This window comes from Streptomyces sp. NPDC088766, assembly GCF_044750845.1.
Lineage (GTDB): Bacteria > Actinomycetota > Actinomycetes > Streptomycetales > Streptomycetaceae > Streptomyces.
This window is the reverse complement of sequence record NZ_JBIVKQ010000017.1, coordinates 41245-62793: the sequence shown is the minus strand read 5'-3', so window position 1 is coordinate 62793 and position 21549 is coordinate 41245. Positions and strand designations below refer to the sequence as shown.

The following is a 21549-nucleotide window of genomic DNA, read 5'->3' as shown; positions in this document are numbered from 1 at the left end:
CCACAAGATACATATATTGATTCAATCAATATTGACACTTCATTAGTCAACCATGGACAGTCGAATCAAGTTCGAGGAGGAAACCATGTCCGTCAACAGGTACGCAGCCACACCCGTCGAGGTGCCGCGCGGGCTGGCCGGTGTCGTCGTCGCCGACACCGAGGTCGGTGACGTCCGGGGACGCGAGGGCTTCTACCACTACCGGCAGTACTCGGCCGTCGACCTCGCCCGCAGCCGCCCGTTCGAGGACGTCTGGCATCTCCTCGTCCACGGCCACCTGCCGGACGCGGGCCGCGCCGCCGCCTTCGCCGCGCAGACCGCCGCTCTGCGAAGGCTCCCCGACCGGGTGGCGGCCGCCCTGCCCGCCGTCGCGGCGGTCGGCGCGGGCGCCGACCCGCTCGCCGGCCTGCGGACGGCCCTGTCGCTGCTGGGCGCCGCGAAGGGCTTCCGGCCGGTGTACGACATCGACGCCGACCGGCGCCGGGAGGACACCCTCGCCGCGGCGGCCGCCGTGCCCACACTGCTCACCGCGCTCCACCGGCTGGGCAGGGGCCTCGAGCCCGTCGAGCCGCGCGACGACCTCTCGTACGCGGCGAACTACCTGTACATGTTGACGGGCGCCGAGCCGGAGCCCGAGCGGACGCGTGCCGTCGAGCAGTATCTGATCTCCACCATTGACCACGGATTCAACGCGTCCACTTTCACCGCCCGGGTCGTCACCTCGACGGGCGCGGACGTGGCCGCCTGCCTGGTCGCCGCCGTGGGCGCCCTGTCGGGACCCCTGCACGGCGGTGCCCCCAGCCGTGCGCTGGACACCCTGGACGCGATCGGCACGCCCGACCGCATCGACCCGTGGATCCGTGAGCGGGTTCTCGCCGGCGATCGCATCATGGGTTTCGGGCACGCCGTCTACCGGACGGAGGACCCGCGTTCGCGCATGCTCCGCGAGATCGCCCAGGGTTTCGGGGGACCGCGCGTGGACTTCGCCGTGGAGGTCGAGCGCCAGGTCGAGGCGATCCTCGCCGAGCTGAAGCCGGGCCGGGAACTGCACACGAACGTGGAGTTCTACGCGGGCGTGGTCATGGAGCTGTGCGGGCTGCCCCGCGAGATGTTCACCCCAACCTTCGCCGCGGCCCGCGTCGTGGGCTGGAGCGCCAACATCCTGGAGCAGGCGGAGGACAAGAAGATCATCCGGCCCGCGGCCCGATACGTGGGACCTCGGGCGCCCGTTCCCGTATCGGCGGCCTGAGCCGGAGCGCGACCGTCCCGGTGGGCGACCGACCCGGTGGGCGACTGCCTCCGCAGGCGGCCGGAGAACGCGTGTGGCCTGGTGCCGTTCCGGCGCCAGGCCTCATCGGTGGTGATCGAGCAGGGACGGGGTGCCGGGCTGCTCGCCGGGTGACCGCGGCTCGCCGAGCGGTTGCGTGCGGCCGGGGCAGGGGCCACGGGACGGGTCTTCGGGTGGACGCGTGCCCGGGCGGTGGGTCAGGCGTCGGGGATGTCCGCCTTGGCGCGGATCAGGGTTTCCCTGCTCACGACGACGATGCGTTCGTAGTCGGCGCGTGCGGCGTCCGCGGGCAGTTCACCGTCCAGTGCCTCGGTGGCCTCGGTGCCGATGGCGGCGAAGTTGCCGTCACTGAGCTCGAACACGTCGGGGCAGGTTGATCCGGACGAACTGCCACGGGCGCTGGGGGGGGGGGCACACCGATGCGGCGCACGATCTTCAAAGCCACCGGTCCTTATGAACAATCAACTCGGACAGAGCGGTGGAGGCCACACGCTACTGGTGCTTGAGAGACCTCTGTGGCTGCATGGCCGAAAACGCCCCGTCGTGTCGCCGGTGTCGGGGTGTTGGCCCGTTCGGCGGGACCGCTCTGCGTCAGTCGGTGGGAGGAGTGCCGACGACCCACCATTCGTCCGTGTCGGCTTCGTCGAGGTCCTGGACGAGGCGGTCGACCATGCGGCCCACGCGCGCCTCCTCCGACCCGCGGGCGCTGCCAACAATCGTTCACTTCGCGGTGATTCCTCCAGCTCGTATCCTGGCTGCGCATTCCATCCCCGACCGCGCGCCGGACCGCGAGCCGGTGCACGCGCAGGTGTCAGAGAGGTCGCACGTTGACGCAGAGCCGCACTCCGCAGCAGATCCCGGTCGTCGTACTCGCCGGATTCCTGGGTTCCGGCAAGACGACACTGCTCAACCACCTCCTCCACCGCAGCGGAGGCAGCCGTATCGGCGCGATCGTGAACGACTTCGGCTCCATCGAGATCGACGCCATGGCCGTCGCGGGCGCCCTCGGCGACTCGACCGTCTCCCTCGGCAACGGCTGCCTGTGCTGCGCCGTCGACGCCGGTGAGCTGGACGGGTACCTCGAACGCCTCGCGCGCCCCTCCACCGGTATCGACGTCATCGTCATCGAGGCCAGCGGGCTCGCCGAGCCGGAGGAACTCGTCCGGATGGTCCTCGCCAGCGAACATCCGGGAATCGTGTACGGCGGGCTCGTCGAGGTCGTCGACGCCGCCGAGTTCGACGAGACCCGCGCCCGGCACCCGGAGGTCGACCGGCACCTCGCCCTCGCCGACCTCGTCGTGGTGAACAAGCTCGACCGGACGCCCGACGCCGACCGCGTCCTGGACCTGGTCCGCTCCCTTACGGACCGGACCGCCGTCGTACCCGCGACCTACGGCCGTATCGACCCCGAGTTCCTCTTCGACTGCCGGCCGAACGAGGAGCGTGTGGGGCAGCTCTCCTTCGACGACCTGCACCGACAGGACGGCGACGGTCACGACGGCGGCGACGGCCACGAGGCCCACGACGGGCGGCACGCCCATGACGAACAGGGCGGCCCCGACGGGCCGGAAGGTCGCGGCGATCACGCAGGCCACCTGCACACCGCCTACGACAGCGTGTCCTTCGTCTCCGAAGTCCCGCTGGACCCGCGCCGGTTGATGCCCTTCCTCGACAGCCGTCCCGAAGGGCTGTACCGCATCAAGGGGTACGTCGACTTCGGGCCGCACGACCCTGTCAACCGCTATGCCGTGCACGCCGTCGGGCGCTTCCTGCGCTTCTACCCGGAGCCCTGGGGCCCCGCCGAGGAGCGCCGCACCCAGCTCGTCCTCATCGGTTCCGGCATCGAGGCCGCCGCCCTGGCCAAGGAACTGCAGGCCTGCGAGAGTGACGCCCCGCACGCCGACGAGCGCGGCATGTGGGGCGTCCTCCGTTACGTCCGGGATCCCGACGACGAGGCGGTCGAGGCGGTCGACGCGGTCGACGCGGTCGAGGAGGCCTAGAGCGGCCCGGCCACGACCGACACCGGCTTGCCCAGCGACACGCCCGAGCCGTCCCGGCGCGGGTCGATCTCCGGCAGGTCGACCGGGGTGCCGTTCTTCTGGGCGGCCCGCGCCGGGACGGGACCCGCCCAGGCCAGGGACAGGCAGTCCTCGCCCTTCAGGAACCGCTGGCAGCGCACGCCGCCGGTCGCCCGCCCCTTGCGCGGGTACTGGTCGAACGGGGTCAGCTTGGCGGTCGTCTGGACGGAGTCGTCCAGGGTGCCGCGCGAGCCCGCGACCGTGAAGACCACCGCGTCGGCCGCCGGGTCCACGGCCGTGAAGGAGATCACCTTCGCGCCGTCCGTGAGCTTGACGCCCGTCATACCGCCGGCCGGGCGGCCCTGCGGGCGGACCTGCGAGGCCTGGTAGCGCAACAGCTGGGCGTCGTCCGTGATGAAGACCAGGTCCTCCTCGCCGGTACGCAGCTCGACCGCGCCGACGATCCGGTCACCCTCCTTGAGGGTGATGACCTCCAGCTCGTCCTTGTTGCTCGGATAGTCGGGCACCACACGCTTGACGACGCCCTGCTCCGTGCCGAGCGCGATACCGGGGGAGGTCTCGTCGAGCGTGGTCAGGCAGACCACTGTCTCGTCGCCCTCCAGGGAGACGAACTCCGCCAGCGGCGCGCCGCCCGAGAGGTTCGGCGCGGACGCCGTGTCCGGCAGCTGCGGCAGGTCGACGACGTTGATGCGCAGCAGCCGGCCCGTCGAGGTGACCGCGCCGATCTCCCCGCGCGCGGTGGCCGGCACGGCCGACACGATCACGTCGTGCTTGGTCCGCCGGGCGTCCGCGTCCTCCCCGAAGGGCTCGGCGTTCGCCGTACGGGCCAGCAGACCCGTCGAGGAGAGCAGCACCCGGCACGGGTCGTCGGCGACCTGGAGCGGCACGGCGGAGGCCGGCGTGCCCGCCGACTCCAGCAGGACCGTACGACGCTCGGTGCCGAACTTCTTCGCCACCACGGCCAGTTCGGCCGAGACCAGCTTGCGCAGCTCCGCGTCCGACTCCAGGATCCGGGTCAGCTCGGCGATCTCCTCGCTGAGCTTCTCCTTCTCCGTCTCCAGCTCGATCCGGTCGAACCTGGTCAGCCGGCGCAGCGGCGTGTCGAGGATGTACTGCGTCTGGATCTCCGACAGGGAGAAGCGCTCGATCAGGCGCTCCTTCGCCTGCGCGCTGTTGTCGCTGGAGCGGATCAGCCGGATGACCTCGTCGATGTCGACGAGCGCCGTGAGCAGGCCCTCGACCAGGTGCAGGCGGTCGCGGCGCTTGGTCCGGCGGAACTCGCTGCGCCGCCGCACGACCTCGAAGCGGTGGTCGAGATAGACCTCGAGCAGCTCCTTCAGGCCCAGCGTGAGCGGCTGGCCGTCCACCAGCGCCACGTTGTTGATGCCGAAGGACTCCTCCATGGGCGTCAGCTTGTACAGCTGTTCCAGGACCGCCTCCGGCACGAAGCCGTTCTTGATCTCGATGACCAGACGCAGCCCGTGCTCGCGGTCGGTGAGGTCCTTGACGTCGGCGATGCCCTGGATCTTCTTCGAGCCGACCAGGTCCTTGATCTTGGCGATGACCTTCTCGGGGCCGACGGCGAAGGGCAGTTCGGTGACGACGAGGCCCTTGCGGCGGGCCGTCACGGTCTCCACCGACACCGTGGCGCGGATCTTGAAGGTGCCGCGGCCCGTCTCGTAGGCGTCCCGGATCCCCGAGAGGCCGACGATCCGCCCGCCGGTGGGCAGGTCCGGGCCCGGGACGTGCTTCATCAGCGTGTCCAGGTCCGCGTTCGGGAACCGGATCAGGTGGCGGGCGGCCGAGACGACCTCGCCCAGGTTGTGCGGCGGCATGTTCGTGGCCATGCCGACCGCGATGCCCGAGGAGCCGTTGACCAGGAGGTTCGGGAACGCGGCGGGCAGCGCCACCGGCTCCCGCTCCTGGCCGTCGTAGTTCGGGTTGAAGTCGACCGTGTCCTCGTCGATGGACTCGGTCATCAGGCTCGTCGCCGCGGCCTGACGGCACTCGGTGTACCGCATGGCGGCCGGCGGGTCGTCGTTGCCCAGCGAGCCGAAGTTGCCGTGGCCGTCGACCAGGGGCACGCGCATGGAGAAGGGCTGGGCCATGCGCACCAGGGCGTCGTAGATCGACGCGTCGCCGTGCGGGTGCAGCTTGCCCATGACCTCGCCGACGACCCGCGCGCACTTCACGTAGCCGCGGTCGGGGCGCAGGCCCATCTCGTTCATCTGGTAGACGATGCGGCGGTGGACGGGCTTGAGGCCGTCGCGGGCGTCCGGCAGGGCGCGGGAGTAGATGACCGAGTACGCGTACTCGAGGAAGGAGCCCTGCATCTCGTCGACGACGTCGATGTCGAGGATCCGCTCCTCGTACGAGTCGTCGGGCGGCGGGGTCTTCGTGCTGCGGCGGGCCATCGCTGCCGGCTCCTCCTGTTTCCTGGTCGCTCGCCTGCGGGGCGCTCACGTCGGTGTCGACGCGCGTCCTTCGGCTCACTCTTGCTGAGGCGTGTGACGGGATCTCCGCGGACCATTGTGGACCGTGGCACCGACAGTGCGTCCCGGGGCCCGGGCGTCGGCGACCGGACCGGCCGGAGAGGCACCTCGTCCACGGCTGTCCGCAGGCTACGCGATCTCGCTCTCGGCGTACGCCGCCCGGGAACTCCACCGCCGCTCCGCACGCTTGCATACAGTGGCAGGACCGGCAGGAAAAACTGGCAGGACCGGCAGGAAAAACGCGGTTTCGACGACCGCGCCCGCGATCGGAAGGACGTACATGCCCATGGGTCACACGGCCACAGCCCAGGCAGGCTCCGGGGGCCTGACAGCGACCGAGCACCGCCTGGCCAACGGCCTGCGCGTGGTGCTCTCCGAGGATCACCTGACCCCCGTCGCGGCGGTGTGCCTCTGGTACGACGTGGGCTCGCGCCACGAAGTCAAGGGCCGCACCGGCCTTGCTCACCTCTTCGAGCACCTGATGTTCCAGGGCTCCGCGCAGGTCAAGGGCAACGGTCACTTCGAGCTGGTCCAGGGCGCGGGCGGCTCGCTCAACGGCACGACCAGTTTCGAGCGCACCAACTACTTCGAGACCATGCCCACGCACCAGCTGGAGCTCGCCCTCTGGCTGGAGGCGGACCGCATGGGCTCGCTGCTGGCCGCGCTGGACGACGAGTCCATGGAGAACCAGCGCGACGTCGTCAAGAACGAGCGCCGCCAGCGCTACGACAACGTCCCCTACGGCACGGCGTTCGAGAAGCTGACCGCCCTCGCCTACCCCGAGGGCCATCCCTACCACCACACGCCGATCGGCTCGATGGCCGACCTGGACGCGGCGACCCTGGAGGACGCGCGCGCGTTCTTCCGCACGTACTACGCGCCCAACAACGCCGTGCTGTCGGTCGTCGGCGACATCGACCCGGAGCAGACGCTCGCCTGGATCGAGAAGTACTTCGGCTCCATCCCCGCCCACGACGGCAAGCCCCGGCCCCGTGACGGCTCCCTGCCCGACATCATCGGCGAGCAGCTGCGCGAGGTCGTCGAGGAGGAGGTCCCGGCCCGCGCCCTGATGGCCGCCTACCGTCTGCCGCAGGACGGCACACGCGCGTGCGACGCGGTCGACCTGGCGCTCACCGTGCTCGGCGGCGGCGAGTCCTCCCGCCTCTACAACCGCCTGGTCCGCCGCGACCGTACGGCCGTGGCCGCCGGCTTCGGCCTGCTGCGCCTGGCCGGCGCGCCCTCCCTGGGCTGGCTGGACGTCAAGACGTCCGGCGACGTCGAGGTGCCCGTCATCGAGACGGCCATCGACGAGGAGCTCGCCCGGTTCGCCGAGGAGGGCCCCACCGACGAGGAGATGGAGCGCGCCCAGGCCCAGTTGGAGCGCGAGTGGCTGGACCGTCTCGGCACGGTCGCCGGCCGCGCCGACGAACTGTGCCGGTACGCGGTGCTGTTCGGCGACCCGCAGCTCGCCCTGACCGCCGTCCGGCGCGTGCTGGACATCACCGCGGAGGAGGTCCGGGAGATCGCCCAGGCCCGCCTGCGCCCGGACAACCGCGCCGTACTGGTCTACGAGCCCACCGAGCCCGCCGAGAACACCGCCGACGAGGACGAGAACGAGGAGGCGGCCCAGTGACCGAGCTCGCCGCGATGGACTTCCACCCCCAGCCCCGTGCGGGCGAGGCCAGGCCCTGGGCGTTCCCCGCTCCTGAGCGCGGGACGCTCGACAACGGCCTGACCGTCCTGCACTGCCACCGCCCCGGACAGCAGGTCGTCGCCGTCGAGGTCGTCCTCGACGCGCCCCTGGACGCCGAACCGGCCGGCCTCGACGGCGTCGCCACGATCATGGCGCGGGCCTTCTCCGAGGGCACCGACAAGCACTCCGCCGAGGAGTTCGCCGCCGAGCTGGAGCGCTGCGGCGCCACCCTCGACGCGCACGCCGACCACCCCGGCGTCCGCCTCAGCCTGGAGGTCCCGGCCTCCCGCCTGGCCAAGGCCCTCGGCCTCGTGGCCGACGCCCTGCGGGCGCCCGCGTTCGCCGACAGCGAGGTCGAGCGCCTCGTCCGCAACCGCCTGGACGAGATCCCGCACGAGCTGGCCAACCCCTCCCGGCGCGCCGCCAAGGAGCTCTCCAAGGAGCTGTTCCCGGCGACCGCGCGCATGTCGCGCCCGCGCCAGGGCACCGCGGAGACCGTCGAGAAGATCGACTCCGCCGCCGTACGCGCCTTCTACGAGAAGCACGTCCGCCCCGCCACGGCCACCGCCGTGGTCGTCGGCGATCTCACCGGAGTCGACCTCGACGCGCTCCTGGGCGACACCCTGGGAGCCTGGACCGGTTCCGCGGCCCAGCCGCGTCCGGTGCCGCCGGTGACCGCCGACGACACCGGACGGGTCGTCATCGTGGACCGCCCTGGCGCCGTCCAGACGCAGCTGCTGATCGGCCGCGTCGGCGCCGACCGGCACGCGCGCGTGTGGCCCGCGCAGGTGCTCGGCACGTACTGCCTGGGCGGCACCCTCACCTCCCGGCTGGACCGCGTCCTGCGCGAGGAGAAGGGATACACCTACGGCGTGCGTGCCTTCGGCCAGGTCCTCAGGTCCGCGCCGGACGGCTCGGGCGCCGCGATGCTCGCCATCAGCGGCTCGGTCGACACCCCCAACACCGGTCCCGCGCTGGAGGACCTGTGGAAGGTGCTGCGCACCCTCGCCGAGGGCGGGCTGACCGACGCCGAGCGGGACGTCGCCGTGCAGAACCTCGTCGGAGTGGCGCCCCTGAAGTACGAGACGGCCGCCGCCGTGGCGGGCACGCTGGCCGACCAGGTCGAGCAGCACCTGCCGGACGACTACCAGGCCACGCTGTACCAGCAGCTCGCCGCGACCGGCACCGTGGAGGCCACGGCAGCGGTCGTGAGCGCCTTCCCGGTGGACCGCCTGGTGACGGTCCTCGTCGGCGACGCGGCGGCGATCAAGGCGCCGGTCGAGGCCCTCGGTATCGGTGAGGTGAAGGTCGTCTCCGCGGAGTAGGAACGCGGACCGGCGGCCGTGAGGCCGCGCGCAGGAGCCCTGGTGGACTGATGTGTCACCAGGGCTCCCTGATGCCCGAATTGAGGGAAAGGCTGCCTGTCTGCCCTGTGGCATGCGCTACAAAAGCCGCGTTCCGTTTGGGGATCGACGGCCGTCGCGTCTAGTTTCAACCGGGCTGTTCGTCAGGCAGTGCGCCGCGTCCGCGGCACCGGACAGTCATCGCCGAGTCCCCGCACGGCGCGAGCCAGGGGAGCCGGGGACCCAACCAGACAGTCCCTGGGGTGAATCGGACGCCCGCGCGAGCCGCGAGGGGGTCCGTAGGAGACCTTCCTGCTCCGAACCCGTCAGCTAACCCGGTAGGCGAGAGGGAAGGAAAGGACCGCTCAACTTCATGGCGTCCACTTGCGCCACCGGGAAGCACCGTCGTCCCAGCAGGATGAAGCGCACCACCGCCCGCGCCGCGGGCATCGCGGCGCTCACCACCACCGGCGTCATTGGCACCGTCGCCTCCGGCCCCGCCCTCGCCGCGGAGAAGGCCGTCGAGCAGACCGGCCTCATTCCGGTCGTCACCATCGGTGACACGGTCGCCGAGCGGATCGACGACCAGGCCGCCGCGCAGAAGCAGGCCGCCGTGGCGGAAGCCGCGCGCAAGGAGGCCGCCGCCCAGGCCGCGGCGAAGGTCGAGGCGGAGCGCGAGGCCCGGGTCCGCGCCGCCCGCGCGGCCGAGCGCGAGCGCCTGAGCACCTTCGTCTCACCGATCAGCGGCTCCTACGTCTCCACCGGCTACCGGTCCGGCGGCTCGCTGTGGTCCTCCGGCAGCCACACCGGCATCGACTTCCACGCCGCCAGCGGCACCCCCGTGCACGCGGTGGGCCTCGGCACCGTCGTCGAGGCCGGCTGGGGCGGCGCCTACGGCAACCAGGTCGTGATCCGGATGAACGACGGCACGTACACCCAGTACGGCCACCTGTCGTCCATCAGCGTCTCGGTGGGCCAGAAGGTGGCCCCGGGGCAGCGCATCGCCCTGTCCGGCGCCACCGGCAACGTCACCGGCCCGCATCTGCACTTCGAGGCCCGCACCGGCGTGGAGTACGGCTCGGACATCGATCCGGTCGCCTACCTCCGCAAGCACGGCGTGAACATCTGACGACGTACGGCGACAGATCGTACGGCCCCGGCCCGCACGGCCGGGGCTTTCGTCGTTTCCGGGACCTTACTGTCCAAAAAATATCCCTGGATTCCGGCCCGCCATCGGAAATTCCCGCTGATTGCAATAGAGTCACGGAACACACGTCAATCGTCGACGTTTCACGGGGATTAAGGCGGAGGTCGGTCATGCGTATTCCGGCACACTCGGTGTGCACGGCCATCCGGGACGACATCGTCGCGGGTGTCTACGAGCGCGGCAGCCGCCTCACCGAGGAACTCCTCGCGCGCCGCTACGGCGTCTCGCGCGTCCCCGTCCGGGAAGCGCTGCGCACGCTGGAGGCGGAGGGATTCGTCGTGACGCGGCGGCACGCGGGCGCGTGCGTCGCCGAACCGACCGAGCAGGAGGCCGCCGACCTGCTGGACATGCGCATGCTCCTGGAGCCGCTCGGCGCCGCCCGCGCCGCCCAGCGGCGCACCGAGGCCCACCTCAAGGTGCTGCGCGGCCTCGTCCGGCTGGGCCAGGAGCGCGCCAGGCGCGGCAACAGCGAGGATCTGCGCTCCCTGGGGGGCTGGTTCCACGAGACCCTCGCACAGGCCTCCGGCAGTCACACCCTCACCTCGACGCTCACCCAGCTGCGCCACAAGATCTCCTGGATGTACACGGTGGACGCGTCGGCCACCCCGGTGGAGTCCTGGGCGGAACACGGCGCGATCGTGGACGCGGTGGCACGCGGCGACGGAGAACGCGCGCGGGCGGTGACGGCGCTGCACGCCGAGCGCGCGACCTCCGCGCACCGGCTGCGCTTTCCGGGCGGTGACCGCCAGGACCGTGTGAGGACTTCGCAACACGTCGTCAACATGTCCGGCCTCCGGCATTAACACGAGGGCCGTATACAAAGAAGGTAATTCGGCGGAGAGGTATTTCCGCTGCCTTTTTCCGGCGTGCCTCCGCATTTACGGTGGTGCGCCCTTCGCGTGCCCGTCGTATGTTCTTCGCGTGCCCTCCGCGGGCCCGCGGAATATCCGTGACGCGCGGCCGGAGATTTTCGCCGGGCCCGCCCGGCTCCGGAAGCAGCGGAGCCGCGCCGCCCGGACCGGGCGGCGCGGCTCCTGCCTGCTGCGTGTGGCAGCCGGCTCAGACGGTCTCGGGAAGCTCCTCGAGACCCTCGGCGACCAGCTTGGCCAGGCGGTCGAGGGCTGCGTCCGCACCCTCGGCCTCGGAGGCGAGGACGATCTCCTCGCCGCCCTGGGCGCCCAGGCCGAGAACGGCCAGCATGGAGGCCGCGTTGACGGGGTTGCCGTCGGCCTTGGCGATCGTCACCGGGATGCCTGCGGCCGTGGCGGCCCGGACGAAGATGGAAGCGGGGCGGGCGTGAAGGCCCTCGGCCCAGCCGACGTTGACGCGGCGCTCAGCCATGTGATGCTGCCCTTCGGTGTTCAGGTTGTCTAGACCAGTGTTCCACACGTGAAGCGTGGGGGAGAGGGCCGTGCGGCCCCCTCCCGGCGTGGTCGTCGGATCGCGGCCTCGATCCGACATCCGTCCTCCACAGACTGCCTCGCGCCGTTGTCGTACGCGAGCCGTACTCTGGGCCCCATGCAGAGCGCGTCGGACCGCCACGAGTACCCCGCCCACTGGGAAGCCGACGTGGTGCTGCGCGACGGCGGCACCGCGCGCATCCGCCCCATCACCGTCGATGACGCCGAGCGCCTGGTCAGCTTCTACGAGCAGGTGTCGGACGAGTCGAAGTACTACCGCTTCTTCGCGCCCTACCCGCGCCTGTCCGCCAAGGACGTCCACCGCTTCACGCACCACGACTTTGTGGACCGGGTGGGACTCGCGGCCACGGTCGGCGGCGAGTTCATCGCCACCGTACGCTACGACCGCATTGGTGCCGACGGGGCGGCCGCCTCGGCGCCGGCCGACGAGGCCGAGGTCGCCTTCCTCGTGCAGGACGCCCACCAGGGCCGCGGCGTCGCCTCCGCCCTCCTCGAGCACATCGCGGCCGTCGCGCGCGAGCGCGGCATCCGGCGGTTCGCCGCCGAGGTGCTCCCGGCCAACACCAAGATGATCAAGGTGTTCACGGACGCCGGCTACACCCAGAAGCGCAGCTTCGAGGACGGCGTCGTGCACCTGGAGTTCGGCCTCGAACCCACCGAGCGCTCCCTCGCGGTGCAGCGCGCGCGGGAACAGCGCGCCGAGGCCCGCTCCGTACGGCGGTTGCTGGTGCCCGGCTCGGTCGCCGTCATCGGCACCGGCCGCACCCCCGGCGGCGTCGGCCGCAGCGTCCTCGGCAACCTCCGGGAGGCCGGCTTCACCGGCGACCTGTACGCCGTGAACAAGGCCTTCCCCGAGGACATCGAGGAACTCGACGGCGTGCCCGCCCACCGCTCGGTCCGCGACATCGACGGGCACGTCGACCTCGCGGTCGTGGCCGTACCGGCCGACCACGTGCCCGAAGTCGTCGCCGAGTGCGGCGCGCACGGCGTGCAGGGACTCGTCGTCCTGGCCGCCGGGTACGCCGAGAGCGGCCCCGACGGGCTGGAGCGCCAGCGCGAACTGGTCCGGCACGCGCGCGCGTACGGGATGCGGATCATCGGTCCCAACGCCTTCGGGATCATCAATACCTCCCCGCAGGTACGGCTGAACGCGTCACTGGCCCCGCAGATGCCGCGCCCCGGCCGGATCGGTCTGTTCGCCCAGTCCGGCGCCATCGGCGTGGCCCTGCTCTCCCGGCTGCACCGGCGCGGCGGAGGCGTCACCGGGATCACCGGCGTGTCGACGTTCGTCTCCTCCGGCAACCGCGCGGACGTGTCCGGCAACGACGTCCTCCAGTACTGGTACGACGATCCCGACACCGACGTCGCTCTCATGTACCTGGAGTCCATCGGCAACCCGCGCAAGTTCACCCGGCTCGCGCGGCGCACGGCCGCGGCCAAGCCGCTGGTGGTGGTCCAGGGCGCAGGCTCGGCCCCCCAGGGCCACGCCGTACGGGCCACGCGGCTGCCCCGCGCCACGGTCTCCGCCCTGCTCCGCCAGGCCGGGGTGATCCGCGTCGACACCATCACCGAACTGGTCGACGCGGGCCTGCTGCTGGCACGCCAGCCGCTGCCACGGGGCCCGCGCGTGGCCATCCTCGGCAACTCGGAGTCCCTGGGGCTGCTCACGTACGACGCGTGCCTCTCCGAGGGCCTGCGCCCGCAGCCGCCGCTGGACCTCACCACACAGGCGTCGGCGGAGGAGTTCCACACCGCGCTGGCGCACGCTCTGGCCGACGAGACGTGCGACGCGGTCGTGGTGACCGCGATCCCCGCCATCGGCGAGGCGTCCCCCGACGACGCGGAACTGGCGCAGGCGCTGCGCTCGGCCGCGGCCGCCGGTCCCGCCAAGCCGGTGCTCGTGGTGCACGTGGAACTGGGCGGCCTCGCGGAGGCCCTGTCCGCCGCGACGAGCACCGCCCCACGCACGCGTACGGCGACCCCGGTCCCGGCAGCGGCCGAGACCGGGCCGACGAAGGCCGGGCCGACGGAGACCGGGCCGACGGAGACCGGGCCGACCGAGGCGGGGACGACACCGGCCGGGGCTACCGGCCCCGGCTCGGTGGCGACCGCGACGACGACGACCGGGGCGTCGGGAACCGGGACGACCGGGACGACCCGCCCCGGCGCGGCGGCGGCCGTGTCGGCGACGCCGACCGGCACACCCCCCGCTCCCGCCGCCGTGCCCGGCGAACCCGCCGAGCGCTCCCAGGCCCCCGAGGGCGCCCACCTCATCCCCGCCTACCCCGCCGCGGAACGCGCGGTCCGCGCCCTCGCCGAGGCCGTGAAGTACGCGCAGTGGCGACGCGAGGCCGCCGAACCCGGCAAGGTGCCCGAGCACGAGGACATCGACGAGAAGGGCGCCGCCGCGCTGATCGGCAGGCTCCTCGCGCGCGGACAGGGCCTCACCCCAGGCACCGACGAGACCTGCGAGCTGCTCGGCCGGTACGGCATCCCGGTCCGCCGGGCCATCCCCGCACCCACCCCCGACGAGGCCGCACAGGCCGCCGACGCCCTCGGCTACCCCGTCGCCCTCAAAGCCACCGCACCCCACCTGCGCCACCGCGCCGACCTGGGCGGCGTCCGCCTCGACCTCGCCGGCGAAGAGCAGCTCCGGAGGGCGTACGCCGAGCTGACCGAGCTGTTCGGGGACCCGCAGCAGCTGCGCCCGGTGGTCCAGTCGATGGCCCCGCGCGGGGTGGACACCGTCGTCCGGGCGGTCATCGACCCGGCGGCCGGAGCCGTCCTGTCGTTCGGACTCGCCGGCGCCGCCTCGCAGCTGCTCGGCGACATGGCGCACCGCCTGATCCCGGTCACCGACCGGGACGCCACCTCCCTGGTCCGGTCGATCCGGACGGCACCCCTGCTGTTCGGCTGGCGCGGTTCGACGCCCGTCGACACCCCCGCCCTGGAGGAGCTGCTGCTGAGGGTGTCCCGCCTGGTCGACGACCACCCGGAGGTCGTCGCGGTGACGCTGGAGCCGGTCGTCGTGGCCCCGCACGGCCTGAGCGTTCTCGGCGCCTCCGTCCGCCTCGCGCCCCCGCCCGCCCGCGACGACCTCGGCCCGCGGACGCTCCCCGTCTACTGAGACGGCCGTGACCGGTCCCTCGCAGTCAGTGGGTCCCCGTAGGATGGAGGACATGGCCAAGACCAGTACGACGACCCAGGGGCTGCGTGCGGCGATCGAGCGCAGCGGCTACTACCCGGCCCTCGTGGCCGAGGCGGTGGAGGCCGCCGTGGGCGGCGAGCCCATCCGGTCGTACCTGGTCCACCAGGAAACCACGTTCGACCAGAACGAAGTCCGCCGGCACGTGACCGTGCTGGTCCTCACCGGCAACCGCTTCATCGTCAGCCACACCGACGAGCAGGCCGCCGACTCCACCTCCCCGACGCCGTACGCCACCACGTCCACCGAGTCCGTGAAGCTCGGCCGGATCTCGTCGGTCGTGCTGAGCCGTGTGGTCGCCAACCCGGAGTCGTACACGCCGGGCAGCCTGCCGCGCGAGGTCGTGCTGACGATCGGCTGGGGCGCGGTCTCCCGCATCGACCTCGAGCCCGCCGCCTGCGGCGACCCGAACTGCGACGCCGATCACGGCTACACCGGAAGCTCGACGGCGGACGACCTCAGCCTGCGCGTCAGCGAGGCCGGGGACGGCCCGGAGACGGTGCGCCAGACCCTCGCCTTCGCACAGTCCCTCTCCGAGGCGACCGCGGACCAGACCGCGTAATGGCCCAGCCCGCAGTCTGGGACGACCCGGAACCCCTCGCCGTCTCCTCCGCACCCGTCCCCCAGTACGGCTCCGGCTCCCTCGCCGACCTGCTGCCCACGCTGGCCGCCGGCATGGGCGTCCCGGGCACGACCGCGGCCATCACGGAACTCACGCCGGCCGACCGCAACTGCGTCTTCCTGATCGACGGCCTCGGCTGGGAGCAGCTCAAGGCCCACCGTGACGAGGCACCCTACCTGCACAGCCTCCTCGCCGGCTCGCGGGGCGGCACCGGGCGCCCGCTCACCGCCGGCTACCCGGCGACCACCGCGACGTCGCTCGCCTCCGTCGGCACCGGCCTCCCGCCGGGCGCGCACGGCCTGCCCGGCTACACCGTCCGCGACCCCGCCACCGGCGAGCTGATGAACCAGCTCCGCTGGCAGCCGTGGACCCCGCCGCACGCCTGGCAGCCGTACCCCACGGTCTTCCAGCTGGCCGACGCGGCCGGCGTGCACGCCGCACAGGTGTCCTCGCCCCACTTCCAGAGCACCCCGCTCACCAAGGTCGCCCTCAGCGGCGGCACGTTCCACGGGCGCCTCACCGGCGAGGAGCGCATGGACTTCGCGGCCGAGCAGCTCGCGGCCGGCGACCGCTCCCTGGTCTACACGTACTACGCCGAACTCGACGGCGCCGGTCACCGCTACGGTGTCGCGTCCGACACCTGGCGCGGCCAGCTCATGTACGTCGACCGGCTCGTGCAGCGCCTCGCCGAGCAGCTCCCACCGCGCAGCGCGCTCTACGTCACCGCGGACCACGGCATGGTCGACGTGCCCTTCGACGAGGACCACCGCATCGACTTCGACGCGGACTGGGAGCTGCGCGCCGGGGTCGCCCTGCTGGGCGGCGAGGGCCGCGCCCGCCACGTGTACGCCGTGCCGGGCGCCGAGGACGACGTCCTGACCTGCTGGCGCGAGGTGCTCGGCGAGCAGTTCTGGGTGGCCTCGAGGGACGAGGCGATCGCCGCAGGATGGTTCGGCCCGCACATCGACGAGCGGGTGTACGCCCGCCTCGGCGACGTGGTCGCGGCCGCCCGGGACGACGTCCTGCTCATCGCCTCGGAGCGCGAACCGAAGGAGTCGGCCATGGTCGGCAACCACGGCTCCATGACCCCGGCCGAGCAGTTCGTCCCGCTGCTCGAAGTACGCTCCTGACGCCCGTCGCCCCGACCACGCCACCGACATCCCACCGAAAGGTGCTCGACTCCCCATGCCCGAGCTGGTGTTCTTCTCCGGAACCATGGACTGCGGGAAGTCCACGCTGGCTCTCCAGATAGAGCACAACCGCTCCGCGCGCGGGCTCCAGGGCATCATCTTCACCCGTGACGACCGTGCGGGTGAGGGCAAACTGTCCTCCCGCCTCGGCCTGGTCACCGACGCGGTGGAGGTCGAGGACGGCCAGGACCTGTACGGACACCTCGTCGACCACCTCTCGCAGGGCGGCCGCGCCGACTATGTGATCGCGGACGAGGCGCAGTTCCTCGCGGAGGAGCAGATCGACCAGCTCGCGCGCGTCGTCGACGACCTGGAGATCGACGTCTACGCCTTCGGCATCACCACCGACTTCCGCTCCAAGCTGTTCCCCGGCTCCCAGCGGCTCGTCGAGCTGGCCGACCGCGTGGAGGTCCTCCAGGTCGAGGCCCTGTGCTGGTGCGGCGCCCGCGCCACGCACAACGCCCGCACGGTCGGCGGAGTGATGGTCGTCGAGGGCGCGCAGGTCGTGATCGGCGACGTGGACCAGGCGGACACCGTCGGCTACGAGGTCCTGTGCCGGCGCCATCACCGCCGCCGCATGACGGCCGCGTCGGCCCGCGCGGCGGTCCTGTCCCCGGACGTGCTGCCGGTCAACTCCGGCTGACCGCGCACCCGCGGCCGCCACCAGGCGGACGGGCGGGCACCTCCCTATGGCTTACGGGCCAGTCCGGCGGCGATGAGGCGCTCCCAGACGGTGAGTTCCCGTTCGCCGTCGCCGCTCCACGGGCTGTCCACCACCTCGGGCCGCCAGTGCGACGCGGGCACTATGCCGGGGGCGAGGATCTCCAGGCCGTCCAGGAGGGATGCGATCTCCTTGTCGGTGCGCCACCGGCCGCGGCCGAACGTCTCCTGGAGGACCCGCTCGGCCTCCGCCGTCTCCGGGTTGTTGCCGGAACGGAAGTGGCTGACGAAGAAGTAGCTGCCGGAGGGCACCTGGTCGCGCCAGTAGCGGACGATCCCGGCCGGGTCCTCCTCGTCGTTGACGTGGTGGAGGATGGCGCTGAACATCACGGCGACGGGCCGGCCGAAGTCGATCAGCCCCACGGTCTCCGGGTGCGTGCGTATCGCCTCGGGGTCGCGTACGTCGGCCGGGACCACCCGTGTCCGGTCGTTCTCCTCCAGCAGGGCGCGCCCGTGGACCAGTACCTGGGGGTCGATGTCGACGTACACGACCCGGGACTCCGGGGCATGCCGCTGCGCGACCTGGTGGACGTTGTCCGCGGTCGGAAGACCACTCCCGAGATCGATGAACTGCCGTACGCCGGTGGTCGTCGCGATCTCCCGGACCGCCCGGGTCAGAGCCGCGCGGTTGGCGAAGGCGATCGCCAGCGAACCGGGGAGATCACGCTTGAACACGTCGCCGACCTGTCGGTCCACGGCGTAGTTGTCCTTGCCGCCGAGCAGGTAGTCGTAGACACGGGCGATGCTCGGCCTGGTGGGGTCGATCGGTAAGCCTTCAACCGTCATACCGGCCATCTTCTCCCGCGGCCCCGGCCGCCGACCACCGTTTCGCGAGCGGCGGCCCGGCGGATCTCACGGCTCGTCAGGCTGATTGCCGGGCAGCAGCGTTGGCCCCGGCCGGGCAGCGCGCCGGCCTCAGTGAGGCTCCTGGACCAGCGCGAAGCGGGCCCCCTCCGGATCGTCGACCGTCGCCACGCGCCCGTGCGTGCTGTCCCGGGCCGGCGCGAGGAGCCGGCCGCCGAGGCCGACGGCCCGCGCGACCGCCTCCTCCACGTCGTCCACCTGGAAGTACGTCATCCAGTGCGGTCCGCGGTCCCGGGGCAGGGCGTTGCCCAGGCCGTGGACGCCGGCGACCGGACGTTCCGCGACGTTCAGGGTGACGTAGTCGAAGTCGTCGGCCACCGCGGCTTCCCGGCGGTAGCCGAACACCGTCTCGTAGAACTTGACGACGCTCGCCGATTCGAGGGTCAGCAACTCGTTCCAGGCGGGGGTGCCGTGCACGCCCGTGACGCCGGTGCCGAGGCGGGCCGTCGCCTGCCAGATACCGAAGACCGCGCCGACCGGGTCGGAGCCGATGGCCAGGCGTCCGGCGTCGGCTGCGCCCAGCGGGCCGACCCCGATCGTGCCGCCGCTCAGGCGTACCGTTTCGGCGGTGGTGTCCACGTCGTCGGAGGCGAGGTAGGGCGTCCAGGCCACGGGGAGGTGGCGGTCCGGGGGGAGTTGGCCGACGCCGGCCACCTCACGACCGTCGAGCAGGGCACGTACGCACGGGCCGGGCTGATGCGGTCCGGGTTGGAACGTCCAACCGAACAGCTCGCCGTAGAACTCCTGCGTGGCCGTCAACCCGTGCACCATCAGGCTCACCCAGCAGGGTGTGCCGGGTGCGTACCGAGTGTGTGCTTCGCCGTTCAGGCCGGCCGGCCCAGGTGCCTCGGGCATCGTCACTCTCTCCTCGGCCACTCGCGGTGGCCGCGTCGCTTCCGCACCCCGGGGCCGATGTTCGCACCACCCACGGTGCCGAACGCTCCGGGCGCGCCGCCGTGGTGCGGCGGGCGTGTCGGGAGGACGCCCGGTGTGCGGTTACTCATCCGTCTTCGTGCGATTGCCGAAGGACGTCGATCGGCTGTACGGCATGTGCCCGGTCCCGTACGCCGGGTGATCGGGCCCGTCCGGCCGAGCAGAGTAGCCGGACCTGGACGGCGGGGCCACCCCGTGCGCGAGGATGGGGCCATGAACGCCATCATCTCCGCATCCGAACTCGCGACCGCCCTGACGGGGGAGGACCCGCCGGTCGTGCTGGACGTCCGCTGGCAGCTCAGCGTGGCGAAGGCGGCCGGAGAGCCGCCGTTCGACGGCCGCGCCGCCTACGCGTCCGGGCACGTGCCGGGCGCCGTCCACGTCGACCTGGACCGGGAGCTGGCCGGGGCGCCCGGCGCGGGCGGCCGCCATCCGCTGCCGGACCTGGCGGAGTTCGGCGCCGCCATGCGCCGAGCGGGTGTGTCGGCCGCCCGGCCGGTGGTCGTGTACGACGGCGGACAGGGCTGGGCGGCGGCCCGCGCGTGGTGGCTGCTGCGCTGGACAGGTCACCCGGACGTGCGGGTCCTCGACGGCGGGTTGACGGCGTGGCAGGGAGAGCTGTCGGTCGACGTCCCCGCGCCCGGAGGGGGCGACTTCGAGCCGCGGCCGGCCGCCGCGGGACTGCTCGACGCGGACGCGGCGGCGGCACTGGCCCGCTCCGGCGTGCTGTTCGACGCGCGCGCGGGCGAGCGGTACCGGGGCGAGGTGGAGCCGATCGACCGGGTCGGCGGACACATTCCGGGCGCCGTCTCGGCGCCGACCACGGACAACGTCGGCCCGGACGGTCGTTTCCTGCCCGTCGAGGACCTCAGGGACCGCTTCAAGTCGCTCGGGGCGACCGACGGCAGCGAGGTGGGCGTGTACTGCGGCTCCGGCGTCTCCGGCGCCCACGAGGTGCTGGCGCTCGCGGTCGCGGGGATTCCGGCTGCGCTGTACGTCGGCTCCTGGTCGGAGTGGTCCTCGGACCCGTCCCGCCCGGTCGCCGTCGGACCTGACCCCCGGTAGGACCGTCGCACGCGGCAAGGAAACGCGACGAGGAAGCGCGACAAGGAAGGAGGGTCCGCACCGAACAGGTGCGCCCCCTCCGTACGTATGAACCCGTGTGAGAACACACTCCGGCGAAGTGCCGGCCACCACCGGGCCGCCGCACGGCGGCCCGGTCCCTTGCTCCTGCTTACTCCTGCTTCTTGCGCCGGGTGCCGAACACGATCTCGTCCCAGCTGGGCACCGCCGCGCGGCGGCCGGGGCGGACGCCGTCGGCCTCGGCCTGACGGTCCGTGGAACCGATGAGACGATCGCGGTGGCTGCCCACGGAGCGGGGCATGAGGACGTCCGCGTAGGCGGAACCGGCGGACGCGGCGGGCGCCGGAGGCTCCTCGAGGTCCGCTTCCTCGGCGGGCTCCTCCGGTTCCTCGGAGGGGATCTCCGGGACGACCATGTCGCCCCGGAAACTCGGTACCGCTTCCAACAGGCTGGTCAGGGAGTCCCGTTCGCGCTCGCCGGTGCTCTCCTCGGCGGGCTCGGAGGGCTGTGCGGGCAGGCTCGCCCGGTCGAGAGCGCGGTCCATCGTGCGGTCGCGGGGCAGCCGGGCGATGCGCGGGACGAACGGGAAGCTGGGCTCCGGCGCGGCGAGGTCGTCGGACTCGCCGATCAGCGAGCGCGCCTCGTCGTCGACGGCCTGGACGAGCCGCCTCGGCGGGTCGTACGTCCAGCTCGCCGAGTGCGGTTCGCCCGCCACCAGGTAGACGAGCAGGACCTCCCAGGTGCCGTCGTCGCGGCGCCAGGAGTCCCACTGGACGGTGTCCTTGTCGGCGCCGCGCAGCGTCAGCCGCTCCTGCACGGACTCGCCGAGCTGCGGTCCGGCGTTCTCACCGGGCCGGCGGACCGGGGTCTTGCGGGCGCGCTCGGCCATGAACGCGCGCTCGGCCAGCACGGGGCCCTCGAAGCGGCGTACGCGGTCCACGGGGATGCCCGCCATCTGCGCGACTTCTTCCGCGGTCGCACCGGCACGTATACGCGCCTGGATGTCGCGGGGGCGGAGATGGCTCTCCACCTCGATCTCGATCTGGCCGAGGCGGGGACGGTCGCCGCGGACGGCGGCGCGCAGACGCTCGTCAATCGGAAGCGTGTACTCCGTGCTGTCCGCAGCCTTCAGCACCAGCCGTGTGCCGTCATTCGAGACGGCCACGACACGCAGTTCGGGCATGGGGACCTCCCGGGTGGTGCCTGCCGACGTCACGTGCGTCGCTGCTTCCGCTAGTCGAGTGTGGCCTGCCCGGGTGCAGCCTGCCACAACCTTGCCGAGTTGCCCGGCGTGTCGCGCGCGGGCCCTTGATCGCCGTTATGGCACGGTTATCAATTCGCCACGCTAAGTGATCAACTCCGTAACCCTGTGCAACTGGCCCCCTCCTGGCTGTCCGTCAAGGCTCCGGACATCCTGGTGGGAGACCGGACCCAGGGTTCGCAACAGTA

At 72.2% G+C, this 21549-nt stretch carries 16 protein-coding genes, 1 pseudogene and 1 riboswitch; of the genes and pseudogenes, 11 read left to right on the top strand and 6 right to left on the bottom strand.

Going from position 1 to position 21549, the window contains the following annotated elements:
- Positions 1-85 precede the first annotated feature (85 nt).
- A complete protein-coding gene (locus tag ACIP5W_RS23265; protein ID WP_401476916.1) occupies positions 86-1249 on the top strand; it encodes a citrate synthase/methylcitrate synthase in 1164 nt (387 codons plus the stop codon).
- 236 nt (positions 1250-1485) lie between these two features.
- Here ACIP5W_RS23265 and ACIP5W_RS23260 read toward each other — a convergent pair.
- Positions 1486-1727, bottom strand: a pseudogene (locus ACIP5W_RS23260) (hypothetical protein).
- Positions 1728-2115: 388 nt separating this feature from the next.
- Between ACIP5W_RS23260 and ACIP5W_RS23255 the strand changes: the two are divergent.
- Positions 2116-3288, top strand: coding sequence for a CobW family GTP-binding protein (locus ACIP5W_RS23255; RefSeq protein WP_401476686.1), 1173 nt, complete (start codon positions 2116-2118; stop codon positions 3286-3288).
- On the opposite strand, the gene ACIP5W_RS23250 is transcribed toward ACIP5W_RS23255, so the two are convergent.
- Entirely contained in the window at positions 3285-5741 is a 2457-nt protein-coding gene (locus ACIP5W_RS23250; RefSeq protein ID WP_401476683.1) for a DNA topoisomerase (ATP-hydrolyzing) subunit A, read from the bottom strand. The two genes, ACIP5W_RS23255 and ACIP5W_RS23250, sit on opposite strands and share 4 nt — an antisense overlap.
- Positions 5742-6099: 358 nt before the next feature.
- Between ACIP5W_RS23250 and ACIP5W_RS23245 the strand changes: the two genes are divergently transcribed.
- The 4 genes from ACIP5W_RS23245 to ACIP5W_RS23230 all read left to right on the top strand — a co-directional run bounded on the left by ACIP5W_RS23245 (position 6100) and on the right by ACIP5W_RS23230 (position 10865).
- A complete protein-coding gene (locus ACIP5W_RS23245) occupies positions 6100-7452 on the top strand; it encodes a M16 family metallopeptidase (RefSeq protein ID WP_401476680.1) in 1353 nt (450 codons plus the stop codon).
- A complete protein-coding gene (locus ACIP5W_RS23240) occupies positions 7449-8837 on the top strand; it encodes a M16 family metallopeptidase (RefSeq protein ID WP_401476677.1) in 1389 nt (462 codons plus the stop codon). Before ACIP5W_RS23245 ends, ACIP5W_RS23240 begins: the two co-directional genes overlap by 4 nt.
- 210 nt (positions 8838-9047) lie before the next feature.
- A riboswitch (cyclic di-AMP (ydaO/yuaA leader) is annotated at positions 9048-9215 on the top strand.
- A gap of 13 nt (positions 9216-9228) precedes the next feature.
- A complete protein-coding gene (locus ACIP5W_RS23235) occupies positions 9229-9984 on the top strand; it encodes a M23 family metallopeptidase (protein ID WP_401476674.1) in 756 nt (251 codons plus the stop codon).
- A gap of 188 nt (positions 9985-10172) precedes the next feature.
- Positions 10173-10865 carry a GntR family transcriptional regulator gene (locus tag ACIP5W_RS23230; RefSeq protein ID WP_401476671.1) on the top strand — a complete coding sequence of 231 codons (693 nt, stop codon included), beginning with the start codon at positions 10173-10175 and terminating at the stop codon, positions 10863-10865.
- 256 nt (positions 10866-11121) lie between these two features.
- On the opposite strand, the gene ACIP5W_RS23225 is transcribed toward ACIP5W_RS23230, so the two are convergent.
- The gene (locus tag ACIP5W_RS23225) at positions 11122-11403 is read right to left on the bottom strand and encodes an HPr family phosphocarrier protein (protein ID WP_189262368.1); all 282 of its coding nucleotides are present in this window, start codon (positions 11401-11403) and stop codon (positions 11122-11124) included.
- Between the two features lie 177 nt (positions 11404-11580).
- On the opposite strand from ACIP5W_RS23225, the gene ACIP5W_RS23220 reads away from it, so the two are divergent.
- Genes ACIP5W_RS23220 through ACIP5W_RS23205 form a run of 4 tightly spaced genes read left to right on the top strand, consistent with a single transcriptional unit; the run spans position 11581 to position 17143 of the window.
- A complete protein-coding gene (locus ACIP5W_RS23220; RefSeq protein ID WP_401476667.1) occupies positions 11581-14610 on the top strand; it encodes a GNAT family N-acetyltransferase in 3030 nt (1009 codons plus the stop codon).
- A 52-nt stretch (positions 14611-14662) separates the two neighbouring features.
- Positions 14663-15250, top strand: coding sequence for a DUF5998 family protein (locus ACIP5W_RS23215; protein WP_366061236.1), 588 nt, complete (start codon positions 14663-14665; stop codon positions 15248-15250).
- Positions 15250-16440 (top strand): alkaline phosphatase family protein, encoded by a 1191-nt coding sequence (locus ACIP5W_RS23210; RefSeq protein WP_401476663.1) that lies wholly within the window; start codon positions 15250-15252, stop codon positions 16438-16440. Before ACIP5W_RS23215 ends, ACIP5W_RS23210 begins: the two co-directional genes overlap by 1 nt.
- A gap of 55 nt (positions 16441-16495) precedes the next feature.
- Positions 16496-17143, top strand: coding sequence for a thymidine kinase (locus tag ACIP5W_RS23205; RefSeq protein ID WP_401476660.1), 648 nt, complete (start codon positions 16496-16498; stop codon positions 17141-17143).
- 44 nt (positions 17144-17187) lie between these two features.
- Here the strand turns inward: ACIP5W_RS23205 and ACIP5W_RS23200 are convergent, their stop codons facing one another.
- Positions 17188-18006, bottom strand: a complete 819-nt coding sequence (locus ACIP5W_RS23200) for an SAM-dependent methyltransferase (protein ID WP_401476657.1) — start codon at positions 18004-18006, stop codon at positions 17188-17190.
- A 129-nt stretch (positions 18007-18135) separates the two neighbouring features.
- Positions 18136-18939 (bottom strand): VOC family protein, encoded by an 804-nt coding sequence (locus ACIP5W_RS23195; RefSeq protein WP_401476654.1) that lies wholly within the window; start codon positions 18937-18939, stop codon positions 18136-18138.
- A 291-nt stretch (positions 18940-19230) separates the two neighbouring features.
- Between ACIP5W_RS23195 and ACIP5W_RS23190 the strand changes: the two genes are divergently transcribed.
- Positions 19231-20082 carry a sulfurtransferase gene (locus ACIP5W_RS23190; protein WP_401476651.1) on the top strand — a complete coding sequence of 284 codons (852 nt, stop codon included), beginning with the start codon at positions 19231-19233 and terminating at the stop codon, positions 20080-20082.
- Between the two features lie 169 nt (positions 20083-20251).
- Here ACIP5W_RS23190 and sepH read toward each other — a convergent pair whose 3' ends face one another.
- Positions 20252-21283, bottom strand: coding sequence for a septation protein SepH (gene sepH / locus ACIP5W_RS23185; protein ID WP_401476648.1), 1032 nt, complete (start codon positions 21281-21283; stop codon positions 20252-20254).
- Positions 21284-21549 lie beyond the last annotated feature (266 nt).

What these genes read in the sequence shown, in the direction of transcription:
- ACIP5W_RS23215 (WP_366061236.1), top strand. Translation starts at nt 14,663, where the DNA reads ATGGCCAAGACCAGTACGACGACCCAGGGGCTGCGTGCGGCGATCGAG.
- ACIP5W_RS23210 (WP_401476663.1), top strand. Translation starts at nt 15,250, where the DNA reads ATGGCCCAGCCCGCAGTCTGGGACGACCCGGAACCCCTCGCCGTCTCC.
- ACIP5W_RS23245 (WP_401476680.1), top strand. Translation starts at nt 6,100, where the DNA reads ATGCCCATGGGTCACACGGCCACAGCCCAGGCAGGCTCCGGGGGCCTG.
- ACIP5W_RS23205 (WP_401476660.1), top strand. Translation starts at nt 16,496, where the DNA reads ATGCCCGAGCTGGTGTTCTTCTCCGGAACCATGGACTGCGGGAAGTCC.
- ACIP5W_RS23265 (WP_401476916.1), top strand. Translation starts at nt 86, where the DNA reads ATGTCCGTCAACAGGTACGCAGCCACACCCGTCGAGGTGCCGCGCGGG.
- ACIP5W_RS23230 (WP_401476671.1), top strand. Translation starts at nt 10,173, where the DNA reads ATGCGTATTCCGGCACACTCGGTGTGCACGGCCATCCGGGACGACATC.
- ACIP5W_RS23225 (WP_189262368.1), bottom strand. Translation starts at nt 11,403, where the DNA reads ATGGCTGAGCGCCGCGTCAACGTCGGCTGGGCCGAGGGCCTTCACGCC.
- ACIP5W_RS23220 (WP_401476667.1), top strand. Translation starts at nt 11,581, where the DNA reads ATGCAGAGCGCGTCGGACCGCCACGAGTACCCCGCCCACTGGGAAGCC.
- ACIP5W_RS23190 (WP_401476651.1), top strand. Translation starts at nt 19,231, where the DNA reads ATGAACGCCATCATCTCCGCATCCGAACTCGCGACCGCCCTGACGGGG.
- ACIP5W_RS23235 (WP_401476674.1), top strand. Translation starts at nt 9,229, where the DNA reads ATGGCGTCCACTTGCGCCACCGGGAAGCACCGTCGTCCCAGCAGGATG.
- sepH (WP_401476648.1), bottom strand. Translation starts at nt 21,283, where the DNA reads ATGCCCGAACTGCGTGTCGTGGCCGTCTCGAATGACGGCACACGGCTG.
- ACIP5W_RS23200 (WP_401476657.1), bottom strand. Translation starts at nt 18,006, where the DNA reads ATGACGGTTGAAGGCTTACCGATCGACCCCACCAGGCCGAGCATCGCC.
- ACIP5W_RS23195 (WP_401476654.1), bottom strand. Translation starts at nt 18,939, where the DNA reads ATGCCCGAGGCACCTGGGCCGGCCGGCCTGAACGGCGAAGCACACACT.
- ACIP5W_RS23250 (WP_401476683.1), bottom strand. Translation starts at nt 5,741, where the DNA reads ATGGCCCGCCGCAGCACGAAGACCCCGCCGCCCGACGACTCGTACGAG.